Here is a 24,224-nt window from a genome sequence, read left to right as displayed (position 1 = left end):
GTCCGGTGCGCGGCCCAGGTCCCCGGTCAGCGGTCCTCGTGGGGCCAGGGGGAGGCGGCCACGACGACGCCGTACAGCACGTGGTCGGCCAGCAGTGCCAGCCTGGCCGCCGCGCCGTGCCCGCGGTGCAGGCCGAGCGCCGGTACCAGGCCCGCCTCGAAGGCCGTCCAGGCCAGGACGCCGTACACCGGGCCCGCCCACGGCCTGCGGCGCAGCCCCCGGGGCAGCAGGCCGAAGGCGGCCCCGCCGACCGCCCCGTAGGTCCAGTGCACGAGTTCCACCGCCGCCGGGCGCAGCCGTACGGGCACGCGGTGGAAGGCCGTGGGCGCGGTCCGTTCGAGCACCGACTCCGGCGGCGTCGCCGGCAACATGCCGAGCGAGCCGGTGAGCCGCCGCAGGCCCGACATGGCCATGGCCGCGATCGCGCCGCGCGCGGCCGAGCGGGTGATCGGCCGCCGCCGGTGCTCCAGCATGACGTGCTCGTGCAGCTCGGGAGGGGCGTTCAGGGTCTGGGTCATGATCGGTCTCTTCCTGGAAGTGAACGCGGGCGTTTGTGGGAGCCGGTAGCCGTCGCGGTCGCGGCGGTCAAAGCGGTCACGGTGGTCTTGGCGGTCATAGCGGTCATAACGGTCATGGCAGTGAGCGCATGCGGCCGATGATGGCGGTGGTCGAGCGGTCGGGCAGGTAGCCGAGGACGTGCACCTCGCCGCCCAGCGAGCGGACCAGCGGCGCCTCGGCGAGCATCTCCGCCGTGTAGTCGCCGCCCTTGACGTACAACTCGGGACGGATCATCCGCAGCAGCCGTTCCGGGGTGTCCTCGTCGAACTCGGTCACGTAGTCGACGTCGTACAGGGCGGCCAGCACGGACATCCGGTCCTCGCACGGGTTCACCGGGCGGCCCGGCCCCTTCAGCCGGGTCACGCTGGCGTCGCTGTTGACCGCCACCACCAGCACGTCCCCGAGCCGGCCCGCCTGCTCCAGGTACGTCACGTGGCCCCGGTGCAGCAGGTCGAAGCAGCCGTTGGTGAACACCACCCGCTCGCCCCTGCGCCGGTGCTCGTCCAGCAACCGGGCCAGGCGCTCGGCGGGGTGTACCGTGCCCTCGTGCCGGCGCAGGGCGCGCAGCAGCTCGTGCCGGGTGCAGACGGCCGTGCCTGGACGGCGGACGACGACGCCGGCCGCGGCCTGACCGGCCTCCGCGGCCTCCTCCGGCGTGGCGCCGCCGGCCAGCCAGAGCGCGAACGCGGCGGTGTAGGTGTCGCCCGCGCCGGTCGCCATGTGCTGGGGCGCGCGCCTGGCGTAGGTCCGGTACGGCGGGCGGCCGCTCCGGTGCAGCAGCGTCCCCTCCCCGTCCAGCGTGGTCACCACGATCGCGGCGCCGGTCAGCTCCAGCACCCGCTCCGAGCAGGTCATCAGGTACGACGGCCGGTCGATCTCCCCGGCCACGCCGCCTAGCAGGCGTACGACCTCCTCGTAGTTGGGCAGCACGGCGGTGGGCGCGCACTCACGCCAGGGCGCCACCGCGTGCGCGTCCACCACGAGCAGCGGCACCCCGGCCAGCGCCCGGCGCACGGCGGGCGTGAACACCCCGCCGCCGTAGTCGCACGCCACCACCACGTCGGCGCCGGCCACGCACCTGGCCAGCCGCGCCAGCAGCTCCCGCTCAGCCCATTCCGGCAGGACGCCGTGGTCCTCCTCGTCGTAGCGCGCGGTGAGCTGGCCGCTGGTCACCAGCCGGCGCTTGTGGGCCGTGCGCCGCCCCGGCACGGTGAGCAGGTCGATCCCGACGCCGGCCAGGCGCAGCACCCGTACGAGCTCCTCCCCGCAGGCGTCGTCGCCGACGATGCCGACGAGCCGGACGCGGGCCCCGAGCGCCACCAGGTTGGCCGCGGTGTTGGCGGCGCCGCCGGGGGCGTCCTCGGTCGCCTCCAGGCTCATCACGGGCACCGGCGCCTCCTGGGCCAGGCGCTTGGCCGAGCCGTGCAGCCACGAGTCGAGCATGACGTCGCCGACGACCACGGCTTCGATGACCTCGTCTGTGCCCATGATGAGCGAGTACCTGGGAAAGCCCTGCTCAAACCAGACATTGCCCAAGTTATGGGGACGAAGTGCCGGGGTAGCCGGTTCGTCATGCAGGAGCTCGAAGTGCTCACCACGCCGTGCCTCACCATGCGGGGCCGCCCGGCGGCGCTGGTCGGTGACGTGCGGCGGCTGGCGGTGTTGCGGGCCAACGCGCTCGGCGACTACCTCCTGGCCGTACCGGCGCTGGAAGCGCTCAAACGGGCCTATCCCGGCGCGCGCCTGACGTTGCTGGGCGCCGCCTGGCACGCCGCCTTCCTCACCGGGCGTCCAGGACCTGTGGACGATGTGGTGGCGCTGCCGCCCATCTCCGGCGTCTCCACGCTGGAGCCCGGGCACCCGGTGCCGGACGGGCTGTGCGAGCGGCTGCGGGAGCACGCGTTCGACCTGGTGGTCCAGATCCACGGGGGCGGGCGCTTCTCCAACCCGTTCGTCCGGCGGCTCGGCGCCCGGGTGACCGCGGGGATGCGGGCGCCGGGGGCGGAGAGCCTGGACCGCTGGGTGCCGTACACGGACTATCACCACGACACCCTGCGCTTCCTCCAGGTCGCCGCGCTGGTGGGGGCGGCGGGCGGCGAGCTGGAGGCGCGGGTGGCGATCACCCGCGACGACCGCGCCGAGCTGGCCCGCGCGCTCGGATCGCCGCCGCGCGGGCTCGTGGCCGTGCACCCGGGCGCCAGGGACCCGAGGCGGCGCTGGCCGGTCGAGCGCTTCGCCGAGGTGGCCGACGCGCTCGGCCGCCCCGTCGCCGTCACCGGCACGACGGAGGAGAAGGACCTGGTCATGGGGGTGGTCGCGGCGATGCGCCGCCCGGCGATCCCCGTCGTCGGCACGCTCGGCATCGGCGCGCTGGCCGCCCTGTACGAACGGTGCGACCTGCTGATCGCCAACGACACGGGACCACGGCACCTGGCCGCGGCCGTCGGCACCCCCACGGTCGCCGTCTACTGGTGCGGCAACCTGATCAACGCCGGCCCGCTCAGCAGGACCGCGCACCGGCCGCTGATCTCGTGGACCACGGCCTGCCCCCGCTGCGGCGCCCCCGGCGTGCAGCCCAGGGCCGAGCGCTGCCCGCACGACGAGTCCTGGGTCCGCGACGTCCACCCTGACCTGGTCCTGGAACAGGCCGAGGACCTGCTGTCCGGCACGAAATAGCGCCCGCTCATGAGGCGCGGGCGGGGGTGCTCGTGAGGTCGGGCGCGGCTCGCTCGCGAGGCGGCGGAGAGCCTGTTGAGGCGGTGGACGCATAGCGGGCGGCTCCTGCGGCGTCTGAGAGGGTGATGTCAATCCCTTGGAGGTGACCGTGGACGCCGCGGACGAGCAGCGTTTCCGCGAGTTCGTCGCCGCCCGATCTCCCGCCCTCATCCGGCTCGGCTTCCTGCTCACCGGCGGTGACCAGCACGCGGCCGAGGATCTGGTGCAGAGCGCGCTGGCCAAGCTGGTGACCAGATGGCGGCGGGTGGAGACACCGGAGGCGTACGTCAGGCAGATCATGTACCGGCAGCAGGTCAGCTGGTGGCGTACGAGCGCGCGGCGCGGCGAGGTGGTGCAGGCGAGCCCGCCCGAGACGGCGGCGCGCGACCCGCACCATCAGAGCGAGCTGCGCCTGGTGCTGCGCTCCGCACTGGCCAGGCTCACCGCCCGCCAGCGCGCGGTGCTCGTGCTGCGTTATTTCGAGGACCTGCCGGAACAGGAGATCGCCCAGGTGATGGGCTGCTCCGTCGGCACGGTCAGGAGCACCGCGCACCGGTCGCTGGCCCGGCTGCGCGAGATCGCCCCCGAGCTGGCCCAGGATCTGGAGGTGGCCACGTGACCCGGCTGCTGCGCGACACGTTCGAGGACTGGGCCGACGAGGCCAGGGTGCCGCACGACCTGGCCGACCGGGCGCTACGGAGGCGCGCCTGGCGGCCGGTCGGCGCGGCGGCCCTGGTGGCGGTCATGATCGCGGCCGTGGCCCTGTTCGTCACCGGGCAGCGGGAGCCCGAACCCGTCATCCGCCCGGCCGACGGCGTCACGCTGCCGGCCCGCCCGTCGCCCGCGCCGACGGACGTGCGGACCGACACCGCCGACGTCCCGCCGAAGAAGCTGATCGCCGCGGGCAGGATGGCCGTGTCGGCGTACTACGTCGTCAACCGCGAGGCGGTCGACGAGAAGAACGAGCGCCTGCGGCGCACCTGGCACCTGTACGACCCGCGCACCGGCGGCTACGAGCGGACCCCGTACGTCTGGGCGGACGTCGCCCCCGGGCTCCAGGTCGCGGCCGTGCTCGAAGGCGACCTGCTCAGCAGGCGGCTGGGCGTGCTCGACCTGAACACCCGCCGCATGCTCACCTGGATCGACCTGGAGCACCCCGTCGGCTCCGTGGTCTGGTCGCCGGACGGCACCAGGATCCTGGCCACCGCCTACTCCAGCTATCCCGACGACCTCGTGGGCAGGGGAGAGCAGGCGGTGCCGGCGATGGACGGCAGGAGCTCGCGCACCGGCTACTACATCGTGGACGTGCGGGAGGGCATGGCCGACTACCACGAGCTGCCGCCCATGGCCGACAGCAGGCCGGGCGACGCCGAGGGCAGACCCTTCAACGTCAGCTCCCGCCAGGATCTCGGCTGGAGCCTGGACGGCACGATGATCTACGGGCCCACCTCCACCCAGCCCGACCGCGTCTTCTTCACCCTCGACGGGCAGGAGCGGCCCTGGCCCGAGGATCAGCGGTACGTCGACCACTCGTCCCAATCGGCCACCTCGCCGAACGGCAAGCTGGTCCTGGGCACGCCGGGACTGCCGACGAAGATCACCGACGCCGCGACCGGCGCGGTGGTGGGCAGGCAGAAGGTGCTGCAGCTGCACGCCTGGGCGGACGACGACAACGTCCTCGCGATGGGCTGCGCGGGCGAGTGCGAGAACGAGTTCAACTCGGGTCTGGTGCTGGTCAGCGTGGACGGCTCCAGGATGACGCAGCTCTCCCTGAACCAGGACAACAATCTGGACGGCTCCTGGCGCTGGGTCCTGACACCCCGATGAGGCATCGGATCGCCGGTCGGGCCCTGGGCCCGCACCGGCCTGGTCGGCGATTTTTGACCGAACGTTCTCGATTCTGCTAACTTTCCCGCGTGGGAAGAAGCAAGGAGTTCGATCCCGAGGTCGCCCTGCAGCAGGCCCTGGAGCTGTTCTGGGAGCGCGGCTACGAGGCGACCTCGATGGCCGACCTCGTCGACCGCCTCGGGATCGCGCGGGCCAGCATCTACGCCACCTTCGGCGGCAAGCGCGAGCTCTACCTCAAGGCGCTGGAGCGTTACGACCGCCAGCGCGAGGTGGTCGGGCCGCTGTCCCAGCCGGGGCCCGCGCTGCCGGCGATCCGCGCGTTCCTCGACGGCTACGTCGCCGAATGCCTGGCCGACGAGGCGCGGCGGGGCTGCATGGTGGTCAACACCGCCGTGGAGTTCGGCGGGCGCGATGCGGAGATGTTCCGCCGGGTGTCGAGGAGCTGGACGGAGCTGGAGACGGCGCTGTCCGGCGCGCTGGTCAGGGCGCGTGCCCAGGGGGAGCTGGCCGCGGGCAAGGACCCCTACGCGCTGGCCAGGTTCCTGCTCGTGCTGCTGCAGGGCGTCAGGGTGCTCGGCCGGGCCGACCCCGACCCGCGCAGGCTGCGTGACGCGGTCGATCAGGCCATGGCCGCCATCCATATTTGAGAACGATTGGTATGAAAAAATGACTACACGTTTCGCAGGCAAGGTCGCGCTCGTCACCGGGGCGAGCGGGGTGGTGGGCCGGGCCGCCGCGCTGGCGTATGCGCGGGAGGGCGCCGCCGTCCTGGTCGCGGGCCGCGACGCCGCCAGGCTGGCCGAGGTGGTGAAGCTGGCGGAGGAGGCGGGCGGCCGGGCGAGCGCGTTCGCCGTGGACGTCACCCGCTCCGCCGAGGTCGCCGCCATGGTCGAGGCCGCGGTCTCCCGTTACGGCGGCCTCGACGTGGCGCTCAACGCGGCCGGCGTCTTCGGGAGGGTGGCGCCGCTGGCCGACTACGACGAGGACATCTGGGACGACGTGCTCGCGGTCAACCTCAAGGGCGTGTTCCTGTCGATGAAGCACGAGATCGCCCACATGCGGGCGCACGGCGGCGGCGTGATCGTCAACGTGGCCTCCAACCTGGGGGCGCACTGGCGGCTGGCTGGGGCGAGCGCGTACGCCGCCTCGAAGGCCGCGGTGAGCCACCTGACCCGCACCGCCGCCCGCGACCACATCGCCGACGGCGTCCGGATCAACGCCATCAGCCCGGGCCCGGTCGACTCGCCCATGTCGATGCGGCCGGGGGAGACCCGCGCCGACCGCGACGAGCGGATGAGGACCGCGCTGCCGATCGGCCGCGTCAGCACCCCTGAGGAGATCGCCGCGGCGGCCCTGTGGCTGTCGTCAGCGGAGTCGAGCTTCGTGGTGGGCGCGGACCACGTGATCGACGGCGGCGCCACGGCCTGACCGGCGCCGCAGGAGCAGGCACCTGACCACGGCGCACAGCGCCCCCAGCCAGGTGGCCAGGGCTAATCGTGACAAGTCGATCTCCGTTTTTGGGCGCAACCCCATCGGCGCGGGGAAGAGCCGGCCGCCGCCGAACCGGCTGGGCCCAGCCTTGTTCGGCACCCAAGGTTGACGGAGGCGGGCACTGCGTGATCCTGCCTGCAAAACGGAGTTTGGGTCTGACCGTTATCCTGTCTTGCTGCGACCGTAAAGCGGTGGAAATTCACCTTGTCAGATCACAAATCGGGTCACTGGCAGGGGATTACTAGACACTGCCACAATTAGCGGGCGCGAGAGCCTTCATATCCGCGGAGTGCCTGCGTAGACTCCCGGCACCGGCCAAGGTGATCCGGCGGAACGCGGATTCAACCGGAAGCGGCACCCACAACCCGGATGGTGCCGCAACACCCGCCGAGGAAAACTGCAGCACCGCCCGGGCAGGACGACCGGTCTTGCCGAGGAGAACGATGAGCAGGCACATGCTGGCAGCGGAGCCAGCGTCCAATCTGGCCCTGAGCGCAAACAATCTCACCATCGTGATCGTGGTCGCCGCGGTCGCACTGATCGCGCTAGCCGTCGCCGGCGGCCTGGTGCGCGAAGTGCTGTCCGCCGGCCAGGGCACCGAACGAATGCAGAACATCGCGCGTGCCGTACAAGAAGGCGCCGCCGCCTACCTCACGCGTCAGTTCCGCACGTTGGCGATCTTCGTCGTCGTGATTCCCTTCCTGTTGCTGTTGCTACCTGGAGAAACCGACGTCCGCATCGGACGTTCCATCTTCTTCGTGGTCGGGGCGGTCTTCTCCGCGCTGACCGGATTCATGGGCATGTGGCTGGCCGTGCGCGGAAACGTGCGCGTGGCTGCTGCGGCCAACGACTCGGGCGAGAAGCGCGCCATGCGCATCGCCTTCCGCACCGGCGGCGTGGCCGGCATGTTCACGGTGGGCCTCGGACTGCTGGGCGCGGCCGTGGTCGTGTTCGTCTACCAGGGCGACGCGCCGGGCGTGCTCGAAGGCTTCGGCTTCGGTGCGGCGCTGCTCGCGATGTTCATGCGAGTCGGCGGCGGCATCTTCACCAAGGCCGCCGACGTCGGCGCCGACCTGGTCGGCAAGGTCGAGCAGGGCATCCCCGAGGACGACCCGCGCAACGCGGCCACGATCGCCGACAACGTGGGCGACAACGTCGGCGACTGCGCCGGCATGGCGGCCGACCTGTTCGAGTCGTACGCGGTCATGCTGGTCGCCAGCCTCATCCTGGGCAAGGTGGCCTTCGGCGAGCAGGGGCTGGTCTTCCCCCTGATCGTCCCGATGATCGGCGTCATCACCGCGATCATCGGCATCTTCGTCACCGGGATGCGCGACCGCGACCGCAACGGCATGGCGGCGATCAACCGCAGCTTCTTCATCTCGGCCGGCATCTCGGCCGTCCTGGTCGCCGCGGCGGCGTTCTGGTACCTGCCGAGCAGCTTCTCCGGCCTGACCAACGCCGGCGTGCAGTCCGACGCCGACCCGAGGATCATCGCCATCGGCGCGGTGCTCATCGGCCTCGTGCTGGCCAGCGCCATCCAGCTGCTCACCGGCTACTTCACCGAGACCAACCGCCGTCCCGTACGCGAGATCGGCGAGGCCTCGGCCACCGGCCCGGCGACCGTCATCCTGGCCGGCATCAGCGTCGGCCTGGAGTCGGCCGTCTACTCGGCCCTGATCATCGGCGGCGCGGTCTACGGCGCGTTCCTGCTCGGCTTCGGGAACGTGACGATCGCGCTGTTCGCGGTGGCCCTGGCCGGCACCGGCCTGCTGACCACGGTCGGCGTCATCGTCTCGATGGACACCTTCGGCCCCGTCTCCGACAACGCCCAGGGCATCGCGGAGATGTCGGGCGATGTCGAGGGTGAGGGCGCCCGCGTCCTGACCAGCCTCGACGCGGTCGGCAACACCACCAAGGCGATCACCAAGGGCATCGCCATCGCCACTGCGGTGCTGGCGGCCACGGCGTTGTTCGGCGCCTTCCGCACCGCCGTGGAGCTGGAGCTGGCCAGGGCCGACGCGGCGATCAAGGGCGCGCTGGGCACCTTCCAGAACTTCAACCTGGGCATCGACAACCCCAACGTGCTCGTCGGGCTCATCATCGGCGCCGCGGTCGTGTTCCTGTTCGCCGGCCTGGCGATCACGGCCGTCGGACGGGCCGCGATGCGGGTCGTCTTCGAAGTGCGCAACCAGTTCCGCACCCGGCCCGGCATCATGGCCGGCACCGAGCTGCCCGAGTACGGCCGCGTCGTGGACATCTGCACCCGCGACTCGCTGCGCGAGCTGGCCACGCCCGGCCTGCTCGCGGTCATGACGCCGATCGCGGTCGGGTTCGCGCTCGGCTACGCGCCGCTGGGCGCGTTCCTGGCCGGAGCCATCGCCTGCGGCACCCTGATGGCCGTCTTCCTGGCCAACTCCGGTGGCGCCTGGGACAACGCCAAGAAGCTCGTCGAGGACGGGCACCACGGCGGCAAGGGCTCCCCCGCGCACGAGGCCACGATCATCGGCGACACGGTCGGCGACCCGTTCAAGGACACCGCCGGTCCTGCCATCAACCCGCTGATCAAGGTGATGAACCTGGTGGCGCTGCTGGTGGCGCCGGCCGTGGTGCTGTACGCGGGCAACCCGGCCCTGCGCATCGGCATCACCGTGGTGGCGGTGGGCGTGGTGGTCGCGGCCATCGTCATCTCCAAGCGGCGGTCCGTGACCAGCGAGCCGGCCAGCGACAACAACAGCGACCGCGAGCACGAGCCGGTGGCGACGTGACCGTTCACCCGAGGTAACCGGCACGGCGAAACACCGAGGCACCCGCTCCCCGATGACGAAGGGGGCGGGTGCCTTTCGCGTGTGAGCTTGCTCGGAACCGAGCCGGGCGCGGCCCCAGGCCCCCTCGATGGGAAACTGGGCGCGTGAACGATGACAAGCCGCCCAGCGGCGCGAAGACCCTGGGCCTCATCCTGCTGGGGATGCTCGCCGTCCTGGCCGTGATCGTAGGGCTGGCCGTCTGGGCCTCGAAGACGGGATGACCTCGTGCGTACTCTGATCGTGCTGCGTCACGCCAAGGCCGCCCACGTGCCCGGCCTGGCCGACCGCGAGCGCCCGCTGACCGACCGCGGCGAGCGGGACGCCAGACGGGCGGGCGACGAGCTCAGGGCGGCCGGCCTCGACCCCGACGTGGTGCTCTGCTCGCCGGCCCTCAGGACCAGGCGCACCGCCGAGCTGGCCTTCCCCGGCGCGGAGATCAGCTACGAGCGCGACATCTACGAGGCGTACCCGGAGGAACTGCTGGAGCTGGTCCGCCGCGCCGACCCCGAGCTCGGCACGGTGGTGCTGTGCGGGCACAACCCGGGCGTGCACGAGCTGGCCGTGGCGCTGGCCCCGGTCGACTACACGGGCGACTACACGTTCCGGCCGGGCGCGTACGCGGTGATCGGGGTGGAGTCGCCGTGGGAGGAGCTGCACCCGGGCGAGGGCCGCCTGATCTCCCACTGGGACCCCAAGGAGCACTAGGACCCGGTCAGCGCCCGGTCCTCGGCGTCGGCCGCCTCGACCTCGTCGCGCGAGATGCCCAGCAGGTAGAGGATCGAGTCGAGGTAGGGCGTGTTGACGGCGGTGTCGGCCGCCTGACGTACGACGGGCTTGGCGTTGAACGCGATGCCGAGCCCGGCCGCCGCGATCATGTCCAGGTCGTTGGCGCCGTCGCCGATGGCCACCGTCTGCGAGATCGGCAGCCGCGCCTCGCGCGCGAACCGCTTCAGCGCCCGCGCCTTGCCCGGCCGGTCCACGATCTCGCCGACGACGCGCCCGGTCAGCCGGCCGTCGACGACCTCCAGCACGTTCGCCGCCGAGTAGTCGATGCCGAGCTCCTCGACCAGCCCGTCGGTGATCTGGGTGAAGCCGCCGCTGACGATGGCGAAGCGGTAGTCGAGCCGCTTGAGCGTGCGGACGAGCGTGCGCGCCCCGGGGGTGAGCACGACCTCCTTGCGCACGTGCTCGAACACCTCGGCCGGCAGCCCTTCGAGCAGCGCCACCCGGCGGCGCAGGGACTCGGCGAAGTCGAGCTCGCCACGCATGGCCTCCTCGGTGACCCGGGCGACCTCCTCCAGGCAGCCGGCGTGCGCCGCGAGCAGCTCGATGACCTCGCCCTGGATGAGGGTCGAGTCGACGTCCATGACGATGAGGCGCTTGGCCCGGCGGGACAGGCCGGTGCGCTGCACGGCGACGTCGACCTCCTGCGCGGCGGCCTCGGCGGCCAGCTCCACGCGCAGCGCGTCGGGGTCGGCGCCGGAGACGGACAGCTCGATGCAGGTGACGGGCCACTGGGCGAGGCGTTCGATGCGGTCGATGTTGGCGCCGGCGGCGGCGATGCGGCCGGCGATGCCGGCGATGGCGGCCGGCTGGAGGGTGGCGCCGAGCACGCTGACCGAGAGCCGGCCGCGGCGGCGCGCCTCCTTGGCCGTCGATCCGGTGGAGAGCTCCACCTCCATGCCGAGGTCTTCGGCCACCCTTTCGACGGCGGTCCACATCGCGCCGAGGGTGGTGCCGGTGCCGGTCGAGGGGCCGCCCGTGTACGCCACGAGCACGCCCAAGGTGAGTCTGCCTCGGATGACGACCTGCTCGATGTCCGCCACGGCCACCGGGAACTTCGACAGAACCGAGAAAAGACGCGAAGTGACGCCCGGGCGGTCAGGGCCGGTCAGTGTGATCAGGAGGGTGCGCTGGTCCACATCCAGCCACGGTACTGCGCCCGGTCCGATGCTCGTGAAGCAGGTTGGGCATTCGGGCACGGGCGCAGGGTGCGGGAACTAGCGGACGATCTTGGTCTTGACCGACTTGAGGTAGCCGTGAGCCGGGATTCCGAGCCGGTCCAGCTCTTCCTTGCTCAGGTTCTCCATGCCGGTCTGGACGTCATAGGAGATGACGCCGAGTGTCGCGGTCTGGGTGCCCTTCGCCTTCTTCGTGAGCTTCGTGTAGAAGGAGAAGGAGACCGACTCGCCCTTCTTCAGGGCCTTGGGCGCGAAACAAAGGAACGCCCGCCCTTCGGAGAAGCACTGGGTCTTCTTGACGCTGCTGCGGTAGGTGACCCGCTTCAGGTCGACGCCCTTGGGGAACTGGCCGCCGAGGAACCAGGCGTCCGCGACGTACGGGCCCGTGTTGAGCGCCTTGACCTGGTACGTGATCTTGCCCCCGGCCTTGACCTTCTTCGGCGCCTTGACGGTCACCTTGAAGACGTTGAACGGGTCGTCCAGGACGGACGCGCTGACCGCGGTGGTGGTGCTCGCGGTCGTGGTCGCGGCGGCCGGAACCGCCGGGAGGAGCAGGACGCCCGCGAGTAAGCCGAGCGAGGCGACCTTGGTAACCGAGTTATGCATTCAACGTCTCCGTTGTGAGAGGAATGCGGGGACGCGACAGACTAAGCCCCCGTGAATGTCGGCTTTTCCTATCACGTATGCAAAATCTATGTAAAGCCGTTTACTTCAGTATCAGGTGCGTGTCGCCGAACTCGTGCCACAGATATCCCTCACGCAACGCCTCCTCGTACGCGCGGGCCAGCGCCGGCCGCCCCGCGATGGCGGTCAGCATGAGCAGATGACTGGAGCGCGGCTCGTGCAGACCCGTGATCAACCCCGTGACGGCCCGTACGCCGCCTTCGGGCGTCACCACGTGCCTGGTCCAGCCCGCGGCGGCCGAGACCAGGCCGTCTGCCCCCGCGGCCGTCTCCAGCGCCCGCACGACGGTCGTCCCCGCAGCCACCACCCGCCCGCCGTTCGCCCTGGTCAGGTTGACCAGCCGCGCGGTGGACGCGGGCACCTCGTACCGCTCCGCGTAAGGCGGCTCGTCCTTCTCAGGCGAGGCCACCCCCGTGTGCAGCGTGATCGGGGCGATGCCGACCCCGTGCGCCACCAGCGCCGTCACCAGCTCGGCGGTGAACGGCCTGGCCGCGCTCGGCATCTCCGCGCTCCCCGGCACGGTCGCGAACACGGTCTGGTACGCCTCGATCGGCCAGTCCCGCTCCACGTACGAGTAGCGGATCGGCGTGCCGTGCACCCGCAGGTACGCCGGCACGTCCCGGTCGAGCTCGGCCCGCCACAGCCGCGGCGTCTCCCGCTCGATCAGCCGCAGCGTGGCCCGCCCCGGCAGCGGCAGCCACTCGCCCGGCTCGCCCCCCGCGTACGGCTCCGACGCCTTCGAGGTGCGCCGGCGCAGCTCCACCAGCCACGTCCCGTCGTTCCTCGCGGTGGAGAAGTGCACGGCCAGGCGGTCCAGCCGGACGGCGGCCGGCAGGGTAGCCGAGTTGTTCACCACGATCAGGTCGCCCGGATCCAGCAGCCGCGGCAGGTCGCTGAAGTGGTGGTGGCCCGGCTCGGCGGCGCCGCGCGAGACCATCAGGCGCACGGCGTCCCTGGCCAGGCCCCTGGCCTCGGGCGGTTCCGCGGCCGACAGGCCGGGCGGCAGCAGGAAGTCCAGCGAGGCGGTCATCGCAGGCTCACCCTCCTCAGAGAGTCCGGCGAGGCGGTCATTGCAGGCTCACCCTGCCGCTGGCCGGGCGGGAGCTCACCAGGTCGGCCAGCCCTGCCGCCACCTTGGCCGGGTCGGCCGCGCCCGCCGCCTCCTCCTGGCCCACGGCGTCGGCCAGCATGCGGGTGTTCATCTCGCCCGGATCGACCCACCAGACGCGCAGGCCAGGCTCCTCGGCCGACAGCACGTTGGACAACTGCTCCAGCGCGGCCTTGGTGGCGCCGTAGCCGCCCCAGCCCTCGTACGCGCCCGTGGCGGCGTCCGAGGTGACGTTCACGATCGCGCCGCCGGACGCCCGGAGCGCGGGCAGCGTGGCCTGGACGAGGGCGAGCGGCGCGGTCACGTTCGTCTCCAGCAGCACCCTGAACGCCTCCAGCGGATAGCCGGCGAGCGGCGGCAGCGGCGTCGCGCCCAGGTCGCTGGCGTTGTTGACGAGCAGGTCCAGCTCGGGCGCCGCCCTGGCCAGCCGCCGTACGTGCTCCGGGTCCGTGACGTCGCCCGGTATCGCGGTCGCGCCCAGCTCGGCGGCGGCCCGCTCCAGCTCGGCGGCCCCGCGGGCGGTGAGGACGAGATTCCAGCCCGCGGCCGCCAGTGACCGCGCCAGCGCGAGGCCGAGTCCGCGGGAGGCTCCGGTGATGAGTGCGGTCTTCGTCGTGTTCGTCATGAAACCGACGCTAGGAACGCCGCGGGCACGGCACATCGGGCTGTGGACCCGCCCCGTTCTGGGCACATCGTCCTAGGTCCGGGGACCCGTGGTTCTGTCGGAGCCGGACCATAGAGTGGGGCCGTGACCTCAGACCGGGACGAGATCCTTCAGGCGGTGAGCTCCGCAGTGCTCGCGGTCACCCGCCACCTGTCGGTCCGCGAGGTGCTGCAGGTCATCGTACGTTCGGCGCAGCGCCTGCTCGACGCCCGCTACGCCGCGCTCGGCGTGCCCGACGACGACGGTTCGTTCGCCGAGTTCGTCGCCGAGGGCCTGACCGACAAGCAGTGGGAGGCGATCGGCCCGCTGCCCAGGCAGCACGGCATGCTCGGCGCGATGCTCCGCGACGGCGCGCCGGTCAGGTTGCCCGACCTGCGCAGCGACCCGAGGTTCGAGTGGTGGCCGAAGGCCCATCCGGTGATGCGCGACTTCCTCGGCATGCCGATCCGCGACCGCGAGCGGGTGCTCGGCATCATCTTCCTGGCCAACAAGCGCTCGGGCGGCGGCTTCACGCGAGACGACGAGGAGCTGCTCATGCTGTTCGCCGCGCACGCCTCGATCGCGCTGATCAACGCCAGGCTCTACGAGCGCGGGCGCGAGCTGGCCATGATGGAGGAGCGCAACAGGGTCGCCAGAGACCTGCACGACGCGGTCACCCAGAAGCTGTTCTCGCTCAGGCTCTCCGCGCAGGCCGCCGGCGACCTGCTCGCCAAGGCGCCCGACAAGGCCGCCGCCGAGCTCGACCGGGTCCAGCGGCTGGCGGGCGAGGCGCTGGCGGAGCTGCGGGCGGTGATCGTCGAGCTGCGCCCGGCCGAGCTCGACCGGCACGGGCTGTCCGAGACGCTGCGCAAGCACGTGCGCATGCTCGACCGGCTCCATCCGGCACTGGTCACGTTCGAGTGCGCCGAGCTGCCGCCGCTCGACCCCGAGGTGGAGGTGGTGGTGCTGCGGGTGGCCCAGGAGGCGCTGCACAACGCGCTGCGCCACTCCAGCGCCGACCTGGTCTCCGTGCGCCTGTGCGCCACGGACGGCGGGCTGACGCTGGAGGTGAGCGACGACGGCAAGGGCTTCGAACCCGGGGAGTCACGCGGGCTCGGGCTGGCCTCGATGCGCGACAGGGCCGAGTCCATCGGCGGCGTCATGACCGTGGAGTCGATTCCCGGCAACGGCACCACCGTGCGAGTGGAGGTGGGCGGAGGATGCGGGCGCTGATCGCCGGCGGCCCGTCTCGGCGGAGGCGGCCGGGTGATGCCGGTACGGACCGCGGACGACCATCCGGTGGGGGTGGTCGGGTGATTCGCGTGCTGATCGCGGACGACCATCCGGCGGGGGTGGCCGGGTGATCCGGGTGCTGATCGCCGACGACCATCCGGTGGTGCGGCAGGGGCTGCGCACGTTCCTCGACCTCCAGGACGACATCACGGTCGTCGGCGAGGCCGCCGACGGGGCCCAGGCCGTCGAGCTGGTGGCGGAGCTGGCGCCCGACGTGCTGCTGCTCGACCTGAAGATGCCGGTGCTCGACGGGCTCGGCGCGCTTGAGCGGCTGAGCGGCGCGCCGACCAGGATCGTGGTGCTGACCTCGGTGAGCGACCCGTCCGACGTGGGGCCGGCGATGCGGGCGGGGGCGGCCGGGTTCCTCTACAAGGACGTCGATCCGCCCGCGCTCGTCCAGGCCGTGCGGGCGGTGCACGGCGGGCAGGTGCTGCTCGCCCCAGAGGCGGCCGAGGCGATGTTGTCGTCCAGGGGCGGCGCCGTGCCCGCGCCGGTGCCGCTGACCGAGCGCGAGCGCGAGGTGCTGGCGCTCATCGCGGCCGGGCGGTCCAACAGGGAGATCGCCCGGAGCCTGGCCGTGGCGGAGAAGACGGTCAAGACCCACGTCTCCAACGTGCTGATGAAGCTCGGGGTGCAGGACCGCACCCAGGCCGCCCTCTACGCCGTCCGTCACGGCCTCGGCTGAGCGGGCGGCCGGGGGATGACGCGGAAGGTCCCGGAGAGGGCGGCTCGGATGCAGGTGAGGGCGGCGCGGGTGGCGGCGGGGGCGGCTCGGGTGGTGGTGCCGGGGGTGCCGGCCGGGCCGCTACTGGTTCCTGACCGGCTCGAAGATCGCGTGGTGGGCCGCCACGAGCGCGCGGCGCACCGCCCGGTCGAGCTCGCGCAGCGCGGCCGCCCGCGCGGCGAGCTGCCCCGAGGTGAGGCCGCGCTCGTCGGCCAGGCGCAGCACGGCGGCCAGCCGGGTGGCCAGGGCGGAGACCCGATGCGCCCGGCCGGGATAGCCGGGCGCGAGCTCACCGCCGCGCGGCGTCCGTTCAGGGCGGTCGTGGGCGGGCCCGTCGACCGAGGTCAGGGCCTCGGTGGCGGCCCGGATCGCGTCCGACAGCTCCCGCTCGGCCTCCGACAGCGTGGGCAGGTCGTGGCGTACGGGCCCGGCGTCGTGGATCTCCAGGCGCACGCCGACGTACGACGACCCGCGCAGGTCGGGCACCGGCACGAGCCCGAGGTTGCGGTCGCCGAGCACGGCGATGACGGCCTGGCCGGCGTCGACGGCGGCGGAGTTGAACGACGCCGGCCCCGACAGTCCGAGCGGATCGCCCGGGGCGGGCAGGGCCAGCCGCACCTCGCGCAGACCGCCGCCGCGCAGGTTTGCGAGGTATTTACGCAAGGGGACATCGCCGGCGACGACGGGCCCGCCGGCGGCTTCGACGTGGTCAGCCGCCTCGTCGAGGCCGACGTGACCGGACAGCCACGCGTTGCCCCAGGCGACCAGGGATGGGCAGACAGTCGATTCAGGGCGCACCGATCCACGATAAGCGCTCGCCCTGCAATAGGTTTGTCCCGAGGGTGACTCCTAAGGAGGTATCGGGGATGGGTGGTCAGGTGCTGCGGCTCCAGGACGTCGCCGTCAGGCGCGACGGAGCGGCCCTGCTGCGCGGCATCGACTGGACGGTCAACGCTGACGAGCGGTGGGTCGTCGTCGGTCCCAACGGCGCGGGCAAGACCACGCTGCTGCAGGTCGCGGCCACGTTGCTCTATCCGAGTGACGGCGTGGTCGAGGTGCTGGGCGAGCGGCTGGGTCAGGCCGACGTGTTCGACCTGCGGCCGAGGATCGGGCTGGCGAGCGCCGCGCTGGCCGAGCGCATCCCGCCGGAGGAGAAGGTCATCGACCTCGTGCTGACGGCCTCGTACGGGATCATGGGCCGCTGGACCGAGGAATACGACTCCAACGACGTCACCAGGGCGGTCGAGCTGATCGACATGCTGGGCGCGGCCCACCTGATCAGGCGGCGGTTCGGCACCCTGTCGGAGGGCGAGCGCAAGCGGGTGCAGATCGCGCGGGCGCTCATGCCCGACCCCGAGATGCTCCTGCTCGACGAGCCGGCCGCCGGGCTCGACCTGGGCGGCAGGGAAGACCTGGTGCGCCGTCTGTCGCTGCTGGCCGGCGACTACCGCTCGCCGACGCTGGTGCTGGTGACGCACCACGTGGAGGAGGTGCCGGCCGGGTTCACCCACGGCCTGCTGCTGCGCCACGGCTCGGTGGTGGCCCAGGGGCCGCTCGACCACGTCATGACCTCCGACACGCTCTCCGAGACGTTCGGGGTGCCGCTCTCGCTGGACCGCAGCGCCGAGGGCCGCTGGTACGCGCGCGCTCACTAGATCACCATTTATGACGATAAAAGACGCCCAAACCTGAAACACCATAGGATCTGCGGAGTCGGTTTCCTCGGCTCCGGAGCGTCGCCATGTCCGTCGAACAGCTCATCGTCGCCATTGTCGTGGTCGCCGCGGTGGGCTTCGGAGTGGCCCGGACGATTCGCATCATCCCGCAGGCCACGGCCGCCATCATCGAGCGCCTCGGGCGCTACCACCGCACGCTGACCCCCGGGCTCAACCTGGTGGTGCCCTTCATCGACCGGATCAAGGACCTGATCGACCTGCGGGAACAGGTGGTGTCGTTCCCGCCGCAGCCGGTGATCACCTCCGACAACCTGGTGGTCTCCATCGACACCGTCATCTACTTCCAGGTCACCAACCCGAAGGCGGCCACGTACGAGATCGCGAACTTCCTGACCGGCGTCGAGCAGCTCACGGTCACCACGCTGCGCAACGTGGTCGGAGGCATGGACCTGGAGCGCACGCTGACCTCCAGGGAGGACATCAACACCGCCCTGCGCGGCGTGCTGGACGAGGCGACCGGCAAATGGGGCATCCGGGTCAACCGGGTCGAGCTCAAGGCCATCGACCCGCCCGCCTCCATCCAGGACTCGATGGAGAAGCAGATGCGCGCCGACCGCGACAAGCGCGCCGCCGTGCTGACCGCCGAAGGCCAGCGTCAGGCGGCGATCCTGGCGGCCGAGGGCGAGAAGCAGGCGTCGGTGCTGCGGGCGCGCGGCGAGGCGGAGGCGGCCGTGCTGCGCGCGCAGGCCGAGGCCGAGGCCCAGGCGATGCGGGCCAAGGGGCAGGCGGACGCGATCGGCATGGTGTTCAAGGCCATTCACGAGGGCAATCCGGACCAGCACCTGCTGGCCTACCAGTATCTGCAGACCCTGCCGGAGATCGCCAAGGGCGACGCCAATAAAATCTGGATCGTCCCATCCGAGATGGGCAAGGTCCTGGAGAACCTTGGCGGCCTCTTCACTCCCCCGAAAGACCAGGACACCCGGTGAGAACCCTGCCGAACGGACTGCCGCCGCGGCCTTGACCGGGCACGTCGACGCGGCTGCGGTCCGAGCGGGGGGTCTGCGTGACCGGATGGGAACTGGCCGCGATCTGCGCTGCCGGGATGGTGGCGGGCGCCATCAACGCGGTGGTGGGGTCGGGCTCGCTGATCACGTTCCCGACGCTGGTGGCGCTCGGCGTCGATCCGGTCACCGCCAACGTCTCCAACACGATCGGCCTGGTCCCCGGCTCCTACACCGCCGCGTACGGCTACCGCGCCGAGCTCCGCGGCCAGCGTGACCGCCTGCTGCGCCTGGGCGCGGCCTCGGCGCTCGGGGCGCTGATCGGCGGGATCCTGCTGCTGTTCCTCGATCCCGACGTGTTCGAGTTCGTGGTGGTGGTGCTGATCGCGGTGGCCTGCGTGCTCGTCATGACGCAGCCCCGGCTGAACGCGTGGGTGGCCGCGCGGCGCGAGCAGCCCCACGCGCACGGCGGCGCGGCGCTGTGGGTGGGCGTGCTGGCCTCGGGGATCTACGGCGGCTACTTCGGGGCCGCGCAGGGCGTGCTGCTGATCGGGCTGCTCGGCATCTTCCTCGACGACGGCCTGCAGCGGGTGAACGCGGCCAAGAACGTGCTCGCGCTGATCGTCAACGGGGTGGCCGCGCTGCTGTTCGTGGTGGTGGCGGAGGTGGACTGGGCGGCCGTGGCGGGGGTGGCGCTGGGCGCCATCGCGGGCGGGTTCCTGGGGGCCAGGCTGGGGCGACGCATTCCGGCGCGGGTGCTGCGGGCGATCATCGTTTTCGTGGGACTTATGGCGATTATCGTACTGGTGTACGGATAAGTCGGGATGGGTATAACTCGGTCATGAAAGGTGACCGGGTGGAGATCGTCATCGACGCGGGAGACTCTTCGCCCCGCACGTACGAGATCACGGCCACCCGCGCCGGGCGGCGGGTCGAGGTGGCCAACCGGCGGGGGCTCGTGGAGGTGAGCGAGGTGACCCGCACCGGCACACCGGTGCGCACGGCCAGGTTCATGTCCAGCCGCATCCTCGCCCTCGTCGAACACCCCGCCGACTCCACCGACTGAAGCAGGCCCCGGGTCAGGCGAAGTCGGCGGCGTGGTCTTCCGCCCACTGGCGGAAGGTGAGCGCGGGCCGGCCGAGCAGCCGTTCCACCGTGTCGGTGGCCCGTTCAGGGCGCGTGACGAAGCTCTCCCAGGTCGTCAGCGCGCCCTCCACGAACGCCGGCTCCCCCCACGCCGCCATGAGCCGCTCGCGCGCCTCCTCGACCGGCTGCTCCTCCCAGCGCACCGCACGCCCGGTCGCCTCACCGATCACGCGCGCCTGCTCGGCCTGGGTCAGCTCCTCGGGCCCGGTGAGCGCGTACGCGGCCCCGTTGTGCCCGGCCGAGGTGAGCACGTGCACGGCCACGGAGGCGATGTCGCGCTCGTGGATCAGCGCCCTGGACGCCTCCCCGTACGGCCAGCGCACCACGCCCTGCCTGATCTGCCCGGCCCAGCCCAGCGTGTTGGCGGCGAACCCGCCCGGCCGCAGGAACGTCCATCCGAGCCCGGAGCGCCTGATCAGCTCCTCGATCTCCGCGTAGTGCGACGGAGCGCCGTCGCCGCCCAGCGCGGACAGGTACACCACCCGGCGCGCGTGCCGCGCGACGGCCGCGACCACCTCGGCGGCGTTGCCGGTCGTGAAGCCGGGCCAGAGCAGGAACACGCTCTCGACGTCCTTCAGCGCGGGCTCCAGCGTCTCGGGCTCGTACAGGTCGCCCTGGACGACCTCCACGGCCGCCCGCACCCGCTCGGGGCGCCTGGCGAACGCCCGTACCTCCAGCCCCGCCCCGGCGAGCTGGGACACCACATGACTGCCGACGTTACCGGTCGCGCCGGTCACCAGAATCTTGCTCATGGCCCCGACCGTAGGACCTCAACCAAACTTCAGGTCAACCCCGGCCGCACCTGGATGGTGCCGTCCCTCCTGATCCGCGTCTCGAACACCGGCGCGGGCGCGGTCGCGGGCCCGTGCCTGACCGAGCCGTCGGACAGCCGGAACGTGCTGCTGTGCCACGGGCACACCACGCACGCCTCGCCGTCCTCCATCACGAGCCTGCCCTGGTGCAGCGGACCCGCCAGATGCGGGCACCGGTCGGCCAGCACGGTCACGCCCTCACCCTGGCGCAGCACGAAGAGTTGGATGTAGCCGAGCCGCCTGGCCACGGGCCGGCCGTCGGGCAGGTCCTTGAGCGGGCACAGGTCGTGCCAGCCCAGCGGCACCAGGTGCGTCACCTGCGGCGCGTGGTTGGCGCCCGCCGCCTGGCGATGGGCCAGGTGCCCGCCGAGATAGGCGCCGAGCCCGCCGACGGCGAGCCCCGCGTACGACATCATCCGGCCAGGCCGCTCGTGCCCGCGCAGGCGCGCCAGCAGGGAGGCGGAGAACAGGCCGAGCGCGGCCGCGTTCGCCAGCATGTGGACGAAACCCACCCGCTGCTGCTCGCGGTGGAGCGAGGACCAGTCCGTGAGCCCCGCCGCCGCCGTGGGCAGCGCGTTGATCAAACCGGTGGCCAGCAGCAGGCGCGAGGCGCGCGGATCGGCGTCGGCCAGGTCCAGCACGGCCGTGGAGAGCCAGCAGCCCAGGGAGACCGTCGCCAGCGGCGGGTGCATGGGCTCCCCGAGGGGTACGCCGTGCAGCACGTCACGCAGCCGGCCCTGGCGCAGCCGCCGGCGCACGGCCTTGGCGAGTCCCCTGATCGGCGAGTCCATGGCCTTCGACTTCTCGAGCCGATCGGCGATGGCGACCGGCCCGGCGAAACCCCGCAACTGCCGACGTCTCGCTCGTACTGTCTCTTTCACGACAAGTCCCCTACCCCGGCCTTGTGGGGGTCACTCGGGCAGGTGCCCCCTGGCCACGGAGAGTTCGACCAGCTCCAGGGCGTACGCGCCCAGCGAGGGCGAGCCCTCCTCGATGATCCGAACCTTCTCCTTCACCTGTGTGGCGGTGACCTTGAACAGTGGCCACGTGCCGCCCTCGTTGTGATGGTTGGCCAGGATGGGGGCGAAACGGTCGAGCGCCTTGGCGAATCTCGCCTCCGGCGTCTTCCTGTCCTCGAACTCGGCCCACAGCTCACGCATCCGCGTGCCCTGCTCGGCCGGCAGCAGCCCGAAGATGCGGTCGGCGGCGGCCCGCTCGGCCTCGGCCTGCGCGGCCACCGCCACGGAGTCGTAGATGAAGGTGTCACCGGCGTCGATCTCCACCAGGTCGTGCACCAACAACATGGCCACGACGCGTTGCAGGTCGGTTCCGGGTGGGGCATGCTCGCCGAGGACCATCGCCAGCGTGCCCACGTACCAGGAGTGCTCTGCGGTGTTCTCCCGCCGCGAGCCGTCCATCAGATGGTTGCGGCGGATGACCCGCTTCAACTTGTCGATCTCGATGGCGAAGGCGATCTGGGCGTTCAGGCGGTCCTCTTCTGGCGCGATAGTCACGCGCGACACCCTATTGTGCGGTGATCACCCCGGTTGGTGAAATCGTGACCGGAACTCCGTTGAACACTGCGTTACCACTTGGAACGTCAATGGTGGTTTCGTCCGTCAACGCGTTGGCGCTGACGCCCGCGTGCCCGGCCGCCACGCTCTGCGTGCTGCCCGCGTGGCCCCAGCCGTGGGGGAGGCTCACCACGCCGGGCATGATGCTGTCGGTGGGCTCCACGGGCACCGTGACCTGGCCCTTCGCCGAGCGCACCACGGCCTGCCCGGCCAGTCCCAGCCGTTCTGCGTCGGCCGGGTTGATCTGCAGCGTGCACGTGTTGCTGCCGCCGACCAGCGGGCCCACGTTGTGCATCCAGCTGTTGTTGGAGCGCAGGTGGCGCCGGCCGATCAGGACCATCTCCGGCGGCTCCTCCTCCAGCCGGCCGCGCAGCCGTTCCACGTCCTCCAGGAGCTGCGGCGGGGCCAGCTCGATCAGCCCCGAGGCGGTCCTGAGCACCTCGCCGAGCCGCGGCTCCAGCGCGCCCAGGTCCACGCCGTGCGGGTTGTCGAGCAGCTTGCGCAGCGACAGGTCACCCTTGCCGGCCCACTCGCCGTACGGGCCGAGCCTGAGCATGAGGTCGAGCCGCCGTTCGCCGCCCGACTCGCCGTCCAGCAGCTCCCGCAGCTCCGCCACGTCCCGCCCCTCGACCCCCGAGCCGGGCGTCTGCGTGGCCTTTCGCAGCGTGTCGTCGATGACGAACGCGTCGAGGTCCCCTTCCAGCCCCGACGCGATCATGGCCAGCCTGGCCAGGATCTGCGCCTCCGACGGCCGCTCGTCCAGCGGCAGCAGCGGCGGCGAGTAACGCGCGTAGTTGCGCACGGCGAACCCGAGCAGCGCGAAGTCGAAGTGCCCCGACTGCAGGACGCGGGGCGGGGGCAGGATGACGTGCGCGTGCTTCGTGGTCTCGTTCAGGTACGGGTCCACGCTCACCATGAAGTCCAGCCGCCCGAAGGCCGCGTCCAGCCGATCCCCGTTGGGCGCGGAGAGCACCGGATTGCCCGCCACCGTGAACAGGACCTTGATCTGCCCCTCACCGGGTGTCTCGATCTCATCGGCGAGGGTGGCCACCGGCAGCTCACCGTTCGCCTCGGGCAACTCCCTGACCCGGCTGCTCCACCGCCCGACACCGTACGGCCTGCGCCGTGCGCGCATCTCGGTGGCGGCCTTGGGGAACATCGCGCCACCCGGCCGGTCCAGATTGCCGGTCAGCACGTTGACGACGTCCACCAGCCACTGGGCCAGCGTGCCGAACTCGGTCGTGCAGGTGCCGATCCTGGCGTACACGGCGGCCGTACGCGCCGCCGCCAGCTCCCTGGCCAGCCGCACGATCACCTCGGCGGGCACCCCGGTGCGCCGGGCCACGCTCTCCGGCGGGAAGTGCTTGGCCGCCTCGCGTACCTCGGCCAGCCCGTTGACCTCGGCGAGCGGCCTGGCCAGGTCCTCGGCGAACAGGGTGTGGACGATGCCGAACAGCAGGTAGGCGTCCGTACCCGGGCGGACGAACAGGTGCTCGTCGGCCAGCGCGGCCGTACGCGTGCGGCGCGGATCGACCACGACCAGCCGCCCCCCGCGCCCGCGCAGCGCCTTGAGCCGCCCGGGGAAGTCGGGCGCGGTGCACAGGGAGCCGTTGGACTCCAGCGGGTTGGCGCCCAGCATCAGCAGGTAGTCGGTCCTGTCGAGGTCGGGCACGGGGATGGCCAGCGGATGGCCGAACATGAGCCCGCAGGCCACGTGCTTCGGCATCTGGTCGGCGGTGCTGGCGGAGAAGACGTTACGGGTGCCGAGCGACTTGATCAGCGGCGCGCCGTACAGGGCGCCGGCCATGGTGTGGGCGCTGGGGTTGCCCAGGTAGACGGCGACGGAGCGGCGGTCGGAGACCCGGTCCAGCCCCGCCCTGACGGCCTCGAACGCCTCCTCCCAGCCGACCTCGCGCCACAGCTCGCCCTCCCTGATCAGCGGCTTGCGCAACCGGTCGGGATCCTCGTCCAGCCGCCCCAGACTGGCTCCCTTGGGGCAGATGAACCCCTTGCTGAACGGGTCGTCCTTGTCGCCCCTGACGCTGGTCACGTGCCCGCCCGCGTCGAGAGTGAGCGTCAGGCCGCAGACGGCCTCGCACAGGGGGCAGGTCCGGTGGACGGTCGAGGTCATCACGACTCCTGAGTTCGCCAGCTGAACTCATCTTCGCGCGCTCCCCGCCCAT

General features: G+C 71.8%; 24 protein-coding genes. 13 read left to right on the top strand and 11 right to left on the bottom strand.

Annotated elements, in window-relative coordinates:
- Window positions 1-26: 26 nt before the first annotated feature.
- Together AB0C27_RS21450 and rfaE2 are read right to left on the bottom strand one after the other, a co-directional pair.
- Window positions 27-518 (bottom strand): hypothetical protein, encoded by a 492-nt coding sequence (locus tag AB0C27_RS21450; RefSeq protein WP_357846472.1) that lies wholly within the window; start codon window positions 516-518, stop codon window positions 27-29.
- A gap of 112 nt (window positions 519-630) precedes the next feature.
- A complete protein-coding gene (rfaE2, locus tag AB0C27_RS21445) occupies window positions 631-2,046 on the bottom strand; it encodes a D-glycero-beta-D-manno-heptose 1-phosphate adenylyltransferase (protein WP_357846471.1) in 1,416 nt (471 codons plus the stop codon).
- Window positions 2,047-2,130: 84 nt separating this feature from the next.
- On the opposite strand from rfaE2, the gene AB0C27_RS21440 reads away from it, so the two are divergent.
- The 7 genes from AB0C27_RS21440 (at window position 2,131) to AB0C27_RS21410 (ending at window position 10,121) form a co-directional block, all read left to right on the top strand.
- On the top strand, window positions 2,131-3,234 hold the full coding sequence (locus tag AB0C27_RS21440) for a glycosyltransferase family 9 protein (protein ID WP_357846469.1): 1,104 nt from the start codon (window positions 2,131-2,133) through the stop codon (window positions 3,232-3,234).
- Between the two features lie 148 nt (window positions 3,235-3,382).
- A complete protein-coding gene (locus AB0C27_RS21435; RefSeq protein WP_357846467.1) occupies window positions 3,383-3,892 on the top strand; it encodes a SigE family RNA polymerase sigma factor in 510 nt (169 codons plus the stop codon).
- Window positions 3,889-5,100 carry a hypothetical protein gene (locus AB0C27_RS21430; RefSeq protein WP_357846465.1) on the top strand — a complete coding sequence of 404 codons (1,212 nt, stop codon included), beginning with the start codon at window positions 3,889-3,891 and terminating at the stop codon, window positions 5,098-5,100. The genes AB0C27_RS21435 and AB0C27_RS21430 overlap by 4 nt, the downstream gene beginning before the upstream one ends.
- Window positions 5,101-5,189: 89 nt before the next feature.
- Window positions 5,190-5,768 carry a TetR family transcriptional regulator gene (locus AB0C27_RS21425; RefSeq protein WP_357846463.1) on the top strand — a complete coding sequence of 193 codons (579 nt, stop codon included), beginning with the start codon at window positions 5,190-5,192 and terminating at the stop codon, window positions 5,766-5,768.
- 19 nt (window positions 5,769-5,787) lie between these two features.
- Window positions 5,788-6,549, top strand: coding sequence for an SDR family oxidoreductase (locus tag AB0C27_RS21420; RefSeq protein ID WP_357846461.1), 762 nt, complete (start codon window positions 5,788-5,790; stop codon window positions 6,547-6,549).
- A 506-nt stretch (window positions 6,550-7,055) separates the two neighbouring features.
- Window positions 7,056-9,377 carry a sodium-translocating pyrophosphatase gene (locus tag AB0C27_RS21415; protein WP_357846459.1) on the top strand — a complete coding sequence of 774 codons (2,322 nt, stop codon included), beginning with the start codon at window positions 7,056-7,058 and terminating at the stop codon, window positions 9,375-9,377.
- A gap of 264 nt (window positions 9,378-9,641) precedes the next feature.
- Window positions 9,642-10,121: a histidine phosphatase family protein gene (locus AB0C27_RS21410; protein ID WP_357846457.1), complete on the top strand. Its 480-nt coding sequence runs from the start codon at window positions 9,642-9,644 to the stop codon at window positions 10,119-10,121.
- On the opposite strand, the gene serB is transcribed toward AB0C27_RS21410, so the two are convergent.
- The 4 genes from serB to AB0C27_RS21390 all read right to left on the bottom strand — a co-directional run bounded on the left by serB (window position 10,118) and on the right by AB0C27_RS21390 (window position 13,794).
- Window positions 10,118-11,338, bottom strand: a complete 1,221-nt coding sequence (gene serB, locus AB0C27_RS21405) for a phosphoserine phosphatase SerB (protein ID WP_357846455.1) — start codon at window positions 11,336-11,338, stop codon at window positions 10,118-10,120. The two genes, AB0C27_RS21410 and serB, sit on opposite strands and share 4 nt — an antisense overlap.
- 78 nt (window positions 11,339-11,416) lie before the next feature.
- Window positions 11,417-11,983 (bottom strand): hypothetical protein, encoded by a 567-nt coding sequence (locus AB0C27_RS21400; RefSeq protein ID WP_357846453.1) that lies wholly within the window; start codon window positions 11,981-11,983, stop codon window positions 11,417-11,419.
- Window positions 11,984-12,083: 100 nt separating this feature from the next.
- On the bottom strand, window positions 12,084-13,091 hold the full coding sequence (locus AB0C27_RS21395; RefSeq protein WP_357846451.1) for an S-adenosylmethionine:tRNA ribosyltransferase-isomerase: 1,008 nt from the start codon (window positions 13,089-13,091) through the stop codon (window positions 12,084-12,086).
- A gap of 37 nt (window positions 13,092-13,128) precedes the next feature.
- The gene (locus tag AB0C27_RS21390) at window positions 13,129-13,794 is read right to left on the bottom strand and encodes an SDR family oxidoreductase (RefSeq protein ID WP_357846449.1); all 666 of its coding nucleotides are present in this window, start codon (window positions 13,792-13,794) and stop codon (window positions 13,129-13,131) included.
- A gap of 123 nt (window positions 13,795-13,917) precedes the next feature.
- Here AB0C27_RS21390 and AB0C27_RS21385 point away from each other — a divergent pair, with 123 nt between their 5' ends.
- Window positions 13,918-15,045, top strand: a complete 1,128-nt coding sequence (locus tag AB0C27_RS21385) for a GAF domain-containing sensor histidine kinase (RefSeq protein ID WP_357846447.1) — start codon at window positions 13,918-13,920, stop codon at window positions 15,043-15,045.
- Window positions 15,046-15,172: 127 nt separating this feature from the next.
- Window positions 15,173-15,790, top strand: a complete 618-nt coding sequence (locus AB0C27_RS21380; RefSeq protein ID WP_357846445.1) for a response regulator transcription factor — start codon at window positions 15,173-15,175, stop codon at window positions 15,788-15,790.
- Window positions 15,791-15,910: 120 nt separating this feature from the next.
- On the opposite strand, the gene AB0C27_RS21375 is transcribed toward AB0C27_RS21380, so the two are convergent.
- On the bottom strand, window positions 15,911-16,627 hold the full coding sequence (locus AB0C27_RS21375) for a hypothetical protein (RefSeq protein ID WP_357846443.1): 717 nt from the start codon (window positions 16,625-16,627) through the stop codon (window positions 15,911-15,913).
- Between the two features lie 68 nt (window positions 16,628-16,695).
- Here AB0C27_RS21375 and AB0C27_RS21370 point away from each other — a divergent pair, with 68 nt between their 5' ends.
- From AB0C27_RS21370 to AB0C27_RS21355, 4 genes are all read left to right on the top strand, one after another.
- Window positions 16,696-17,484: an ABC transporter ATP-binding protein gene (locus tag AB0C27_RS21370; RefSeq protein WP_357846441.1), complete on the top strand. Its 789-nt coding sequence runs from the start codon at window positions 16,696-16,698 to the stop codon at window positions 17,482-17,484.
- Between the two features lie 86 nt (window positions 17,485-17,570).
- On the top strand, window positions 17,571-18,494 hold the full coding sequence (locus AB0C27_RS21365) for an SPFH domain-containing protein (protein ID WP_357846439.1): 924 nt from the start codon (window positions 17,571-17,573) through the stop codon (window positions 18,492-18,494).
- Between the two features lie 77 nt (window positions 18,495-18,571).
- On the top strand, window positions 18,572-19,327 hold the full coding sequence (locus tag AB0C27_RS21360; RefSeq protein WP_357846437.1) for a sulfite exporter TauE/SafE family protein: 756 nt from the start codon (window positions 18,572-18,574) through the stop codon (window positions 19,325-19,327).
- A 23-nt stretch (window positions 19,328-19,350) separates the two neighbouring features.
- Entirely contained in the window at window positions 19,351-19,575 is a 225-nt protein-coding gene (locus tag AB0C27_RS21355; protein ID WP_357846435.1) for a hypothetical protein, read from the top strand.
- 13 nt (window positions 19,576-19,588) lie between these two features.
- Here AB0C27_RS21355 and AB0C27_RS21350 read toward each other — a convergent pair whose 3' ends face one another.
- The 4 genes from AB0C27_RS21350 to AB0C27_RS21335 are packed head-to-tail and all read right to left on the bottom strand — an operon-like array spanning window position 19,589 to window position 24,172.
- Window positions 19,589-20,407, bottom strand: coding sequence for an NAD(P)H-binding protein (locus AB0C27_RS21350; RefSeq protein WP_357846433.1), 819 nt, complete (start codon window positions 20,405-20,407; stop codon window positions 19,589-19,591).
- A 29-nt stretch (window positions 20,408-20,436) separates the two neighbouring features.
- Window positions 20,437-21,348, bottom strand: a complete 912-nt coding sequence (locus AB0C27_RS21345; RefSeq protein WP_357846431.1) for a Rieske 2Fe-2S domain-containing protein — start codon at window positions 21,346-21,348, stop codon at window positions 20,437-20,439.
- Window positions 21,349-21,378: 30 nt separating this feature from the next.
- Window positions 21,379-21,990, bottom strand: a complete 612-nt coding sequence (locus AB0C27_RS21340) for an HD domain-containing protein (RefSeq protein WP_357846429.1) — start codon at window positions 21,988-21,990, stop codon at window positions 21,379-21,381.
- A gap of 1 nt (window position 21,991) precedes the next feature.
- A complete protein-coding gene (locus tag AB0C27_RS21335) occupies window positions 21,992-24,172 on the bottom strand; it encodes a molybdopterin-dependent oxidoreductase (RefSeq protein WP_357846427.1) in 2,181 nt (726 codons plus the stop codon).
- Window positions 24,173-24,224: the final 52 nt, after the last annotated feature.

The organism is Nonomuraea sp. NPDC048882 (assembly GCF_040649755.1).
In the GTDB taxonomy this organism is placed as follows: Bacteria; Actinomycetota; Actinomycetes; order Streptosporangiales; family Streptosporangiaceae; genus Nonomuraea; species Nonomuraea maheshkhaliensis.
This window is presented reverse-complemented; position numbering and strand designations above follow the sequence as displayed.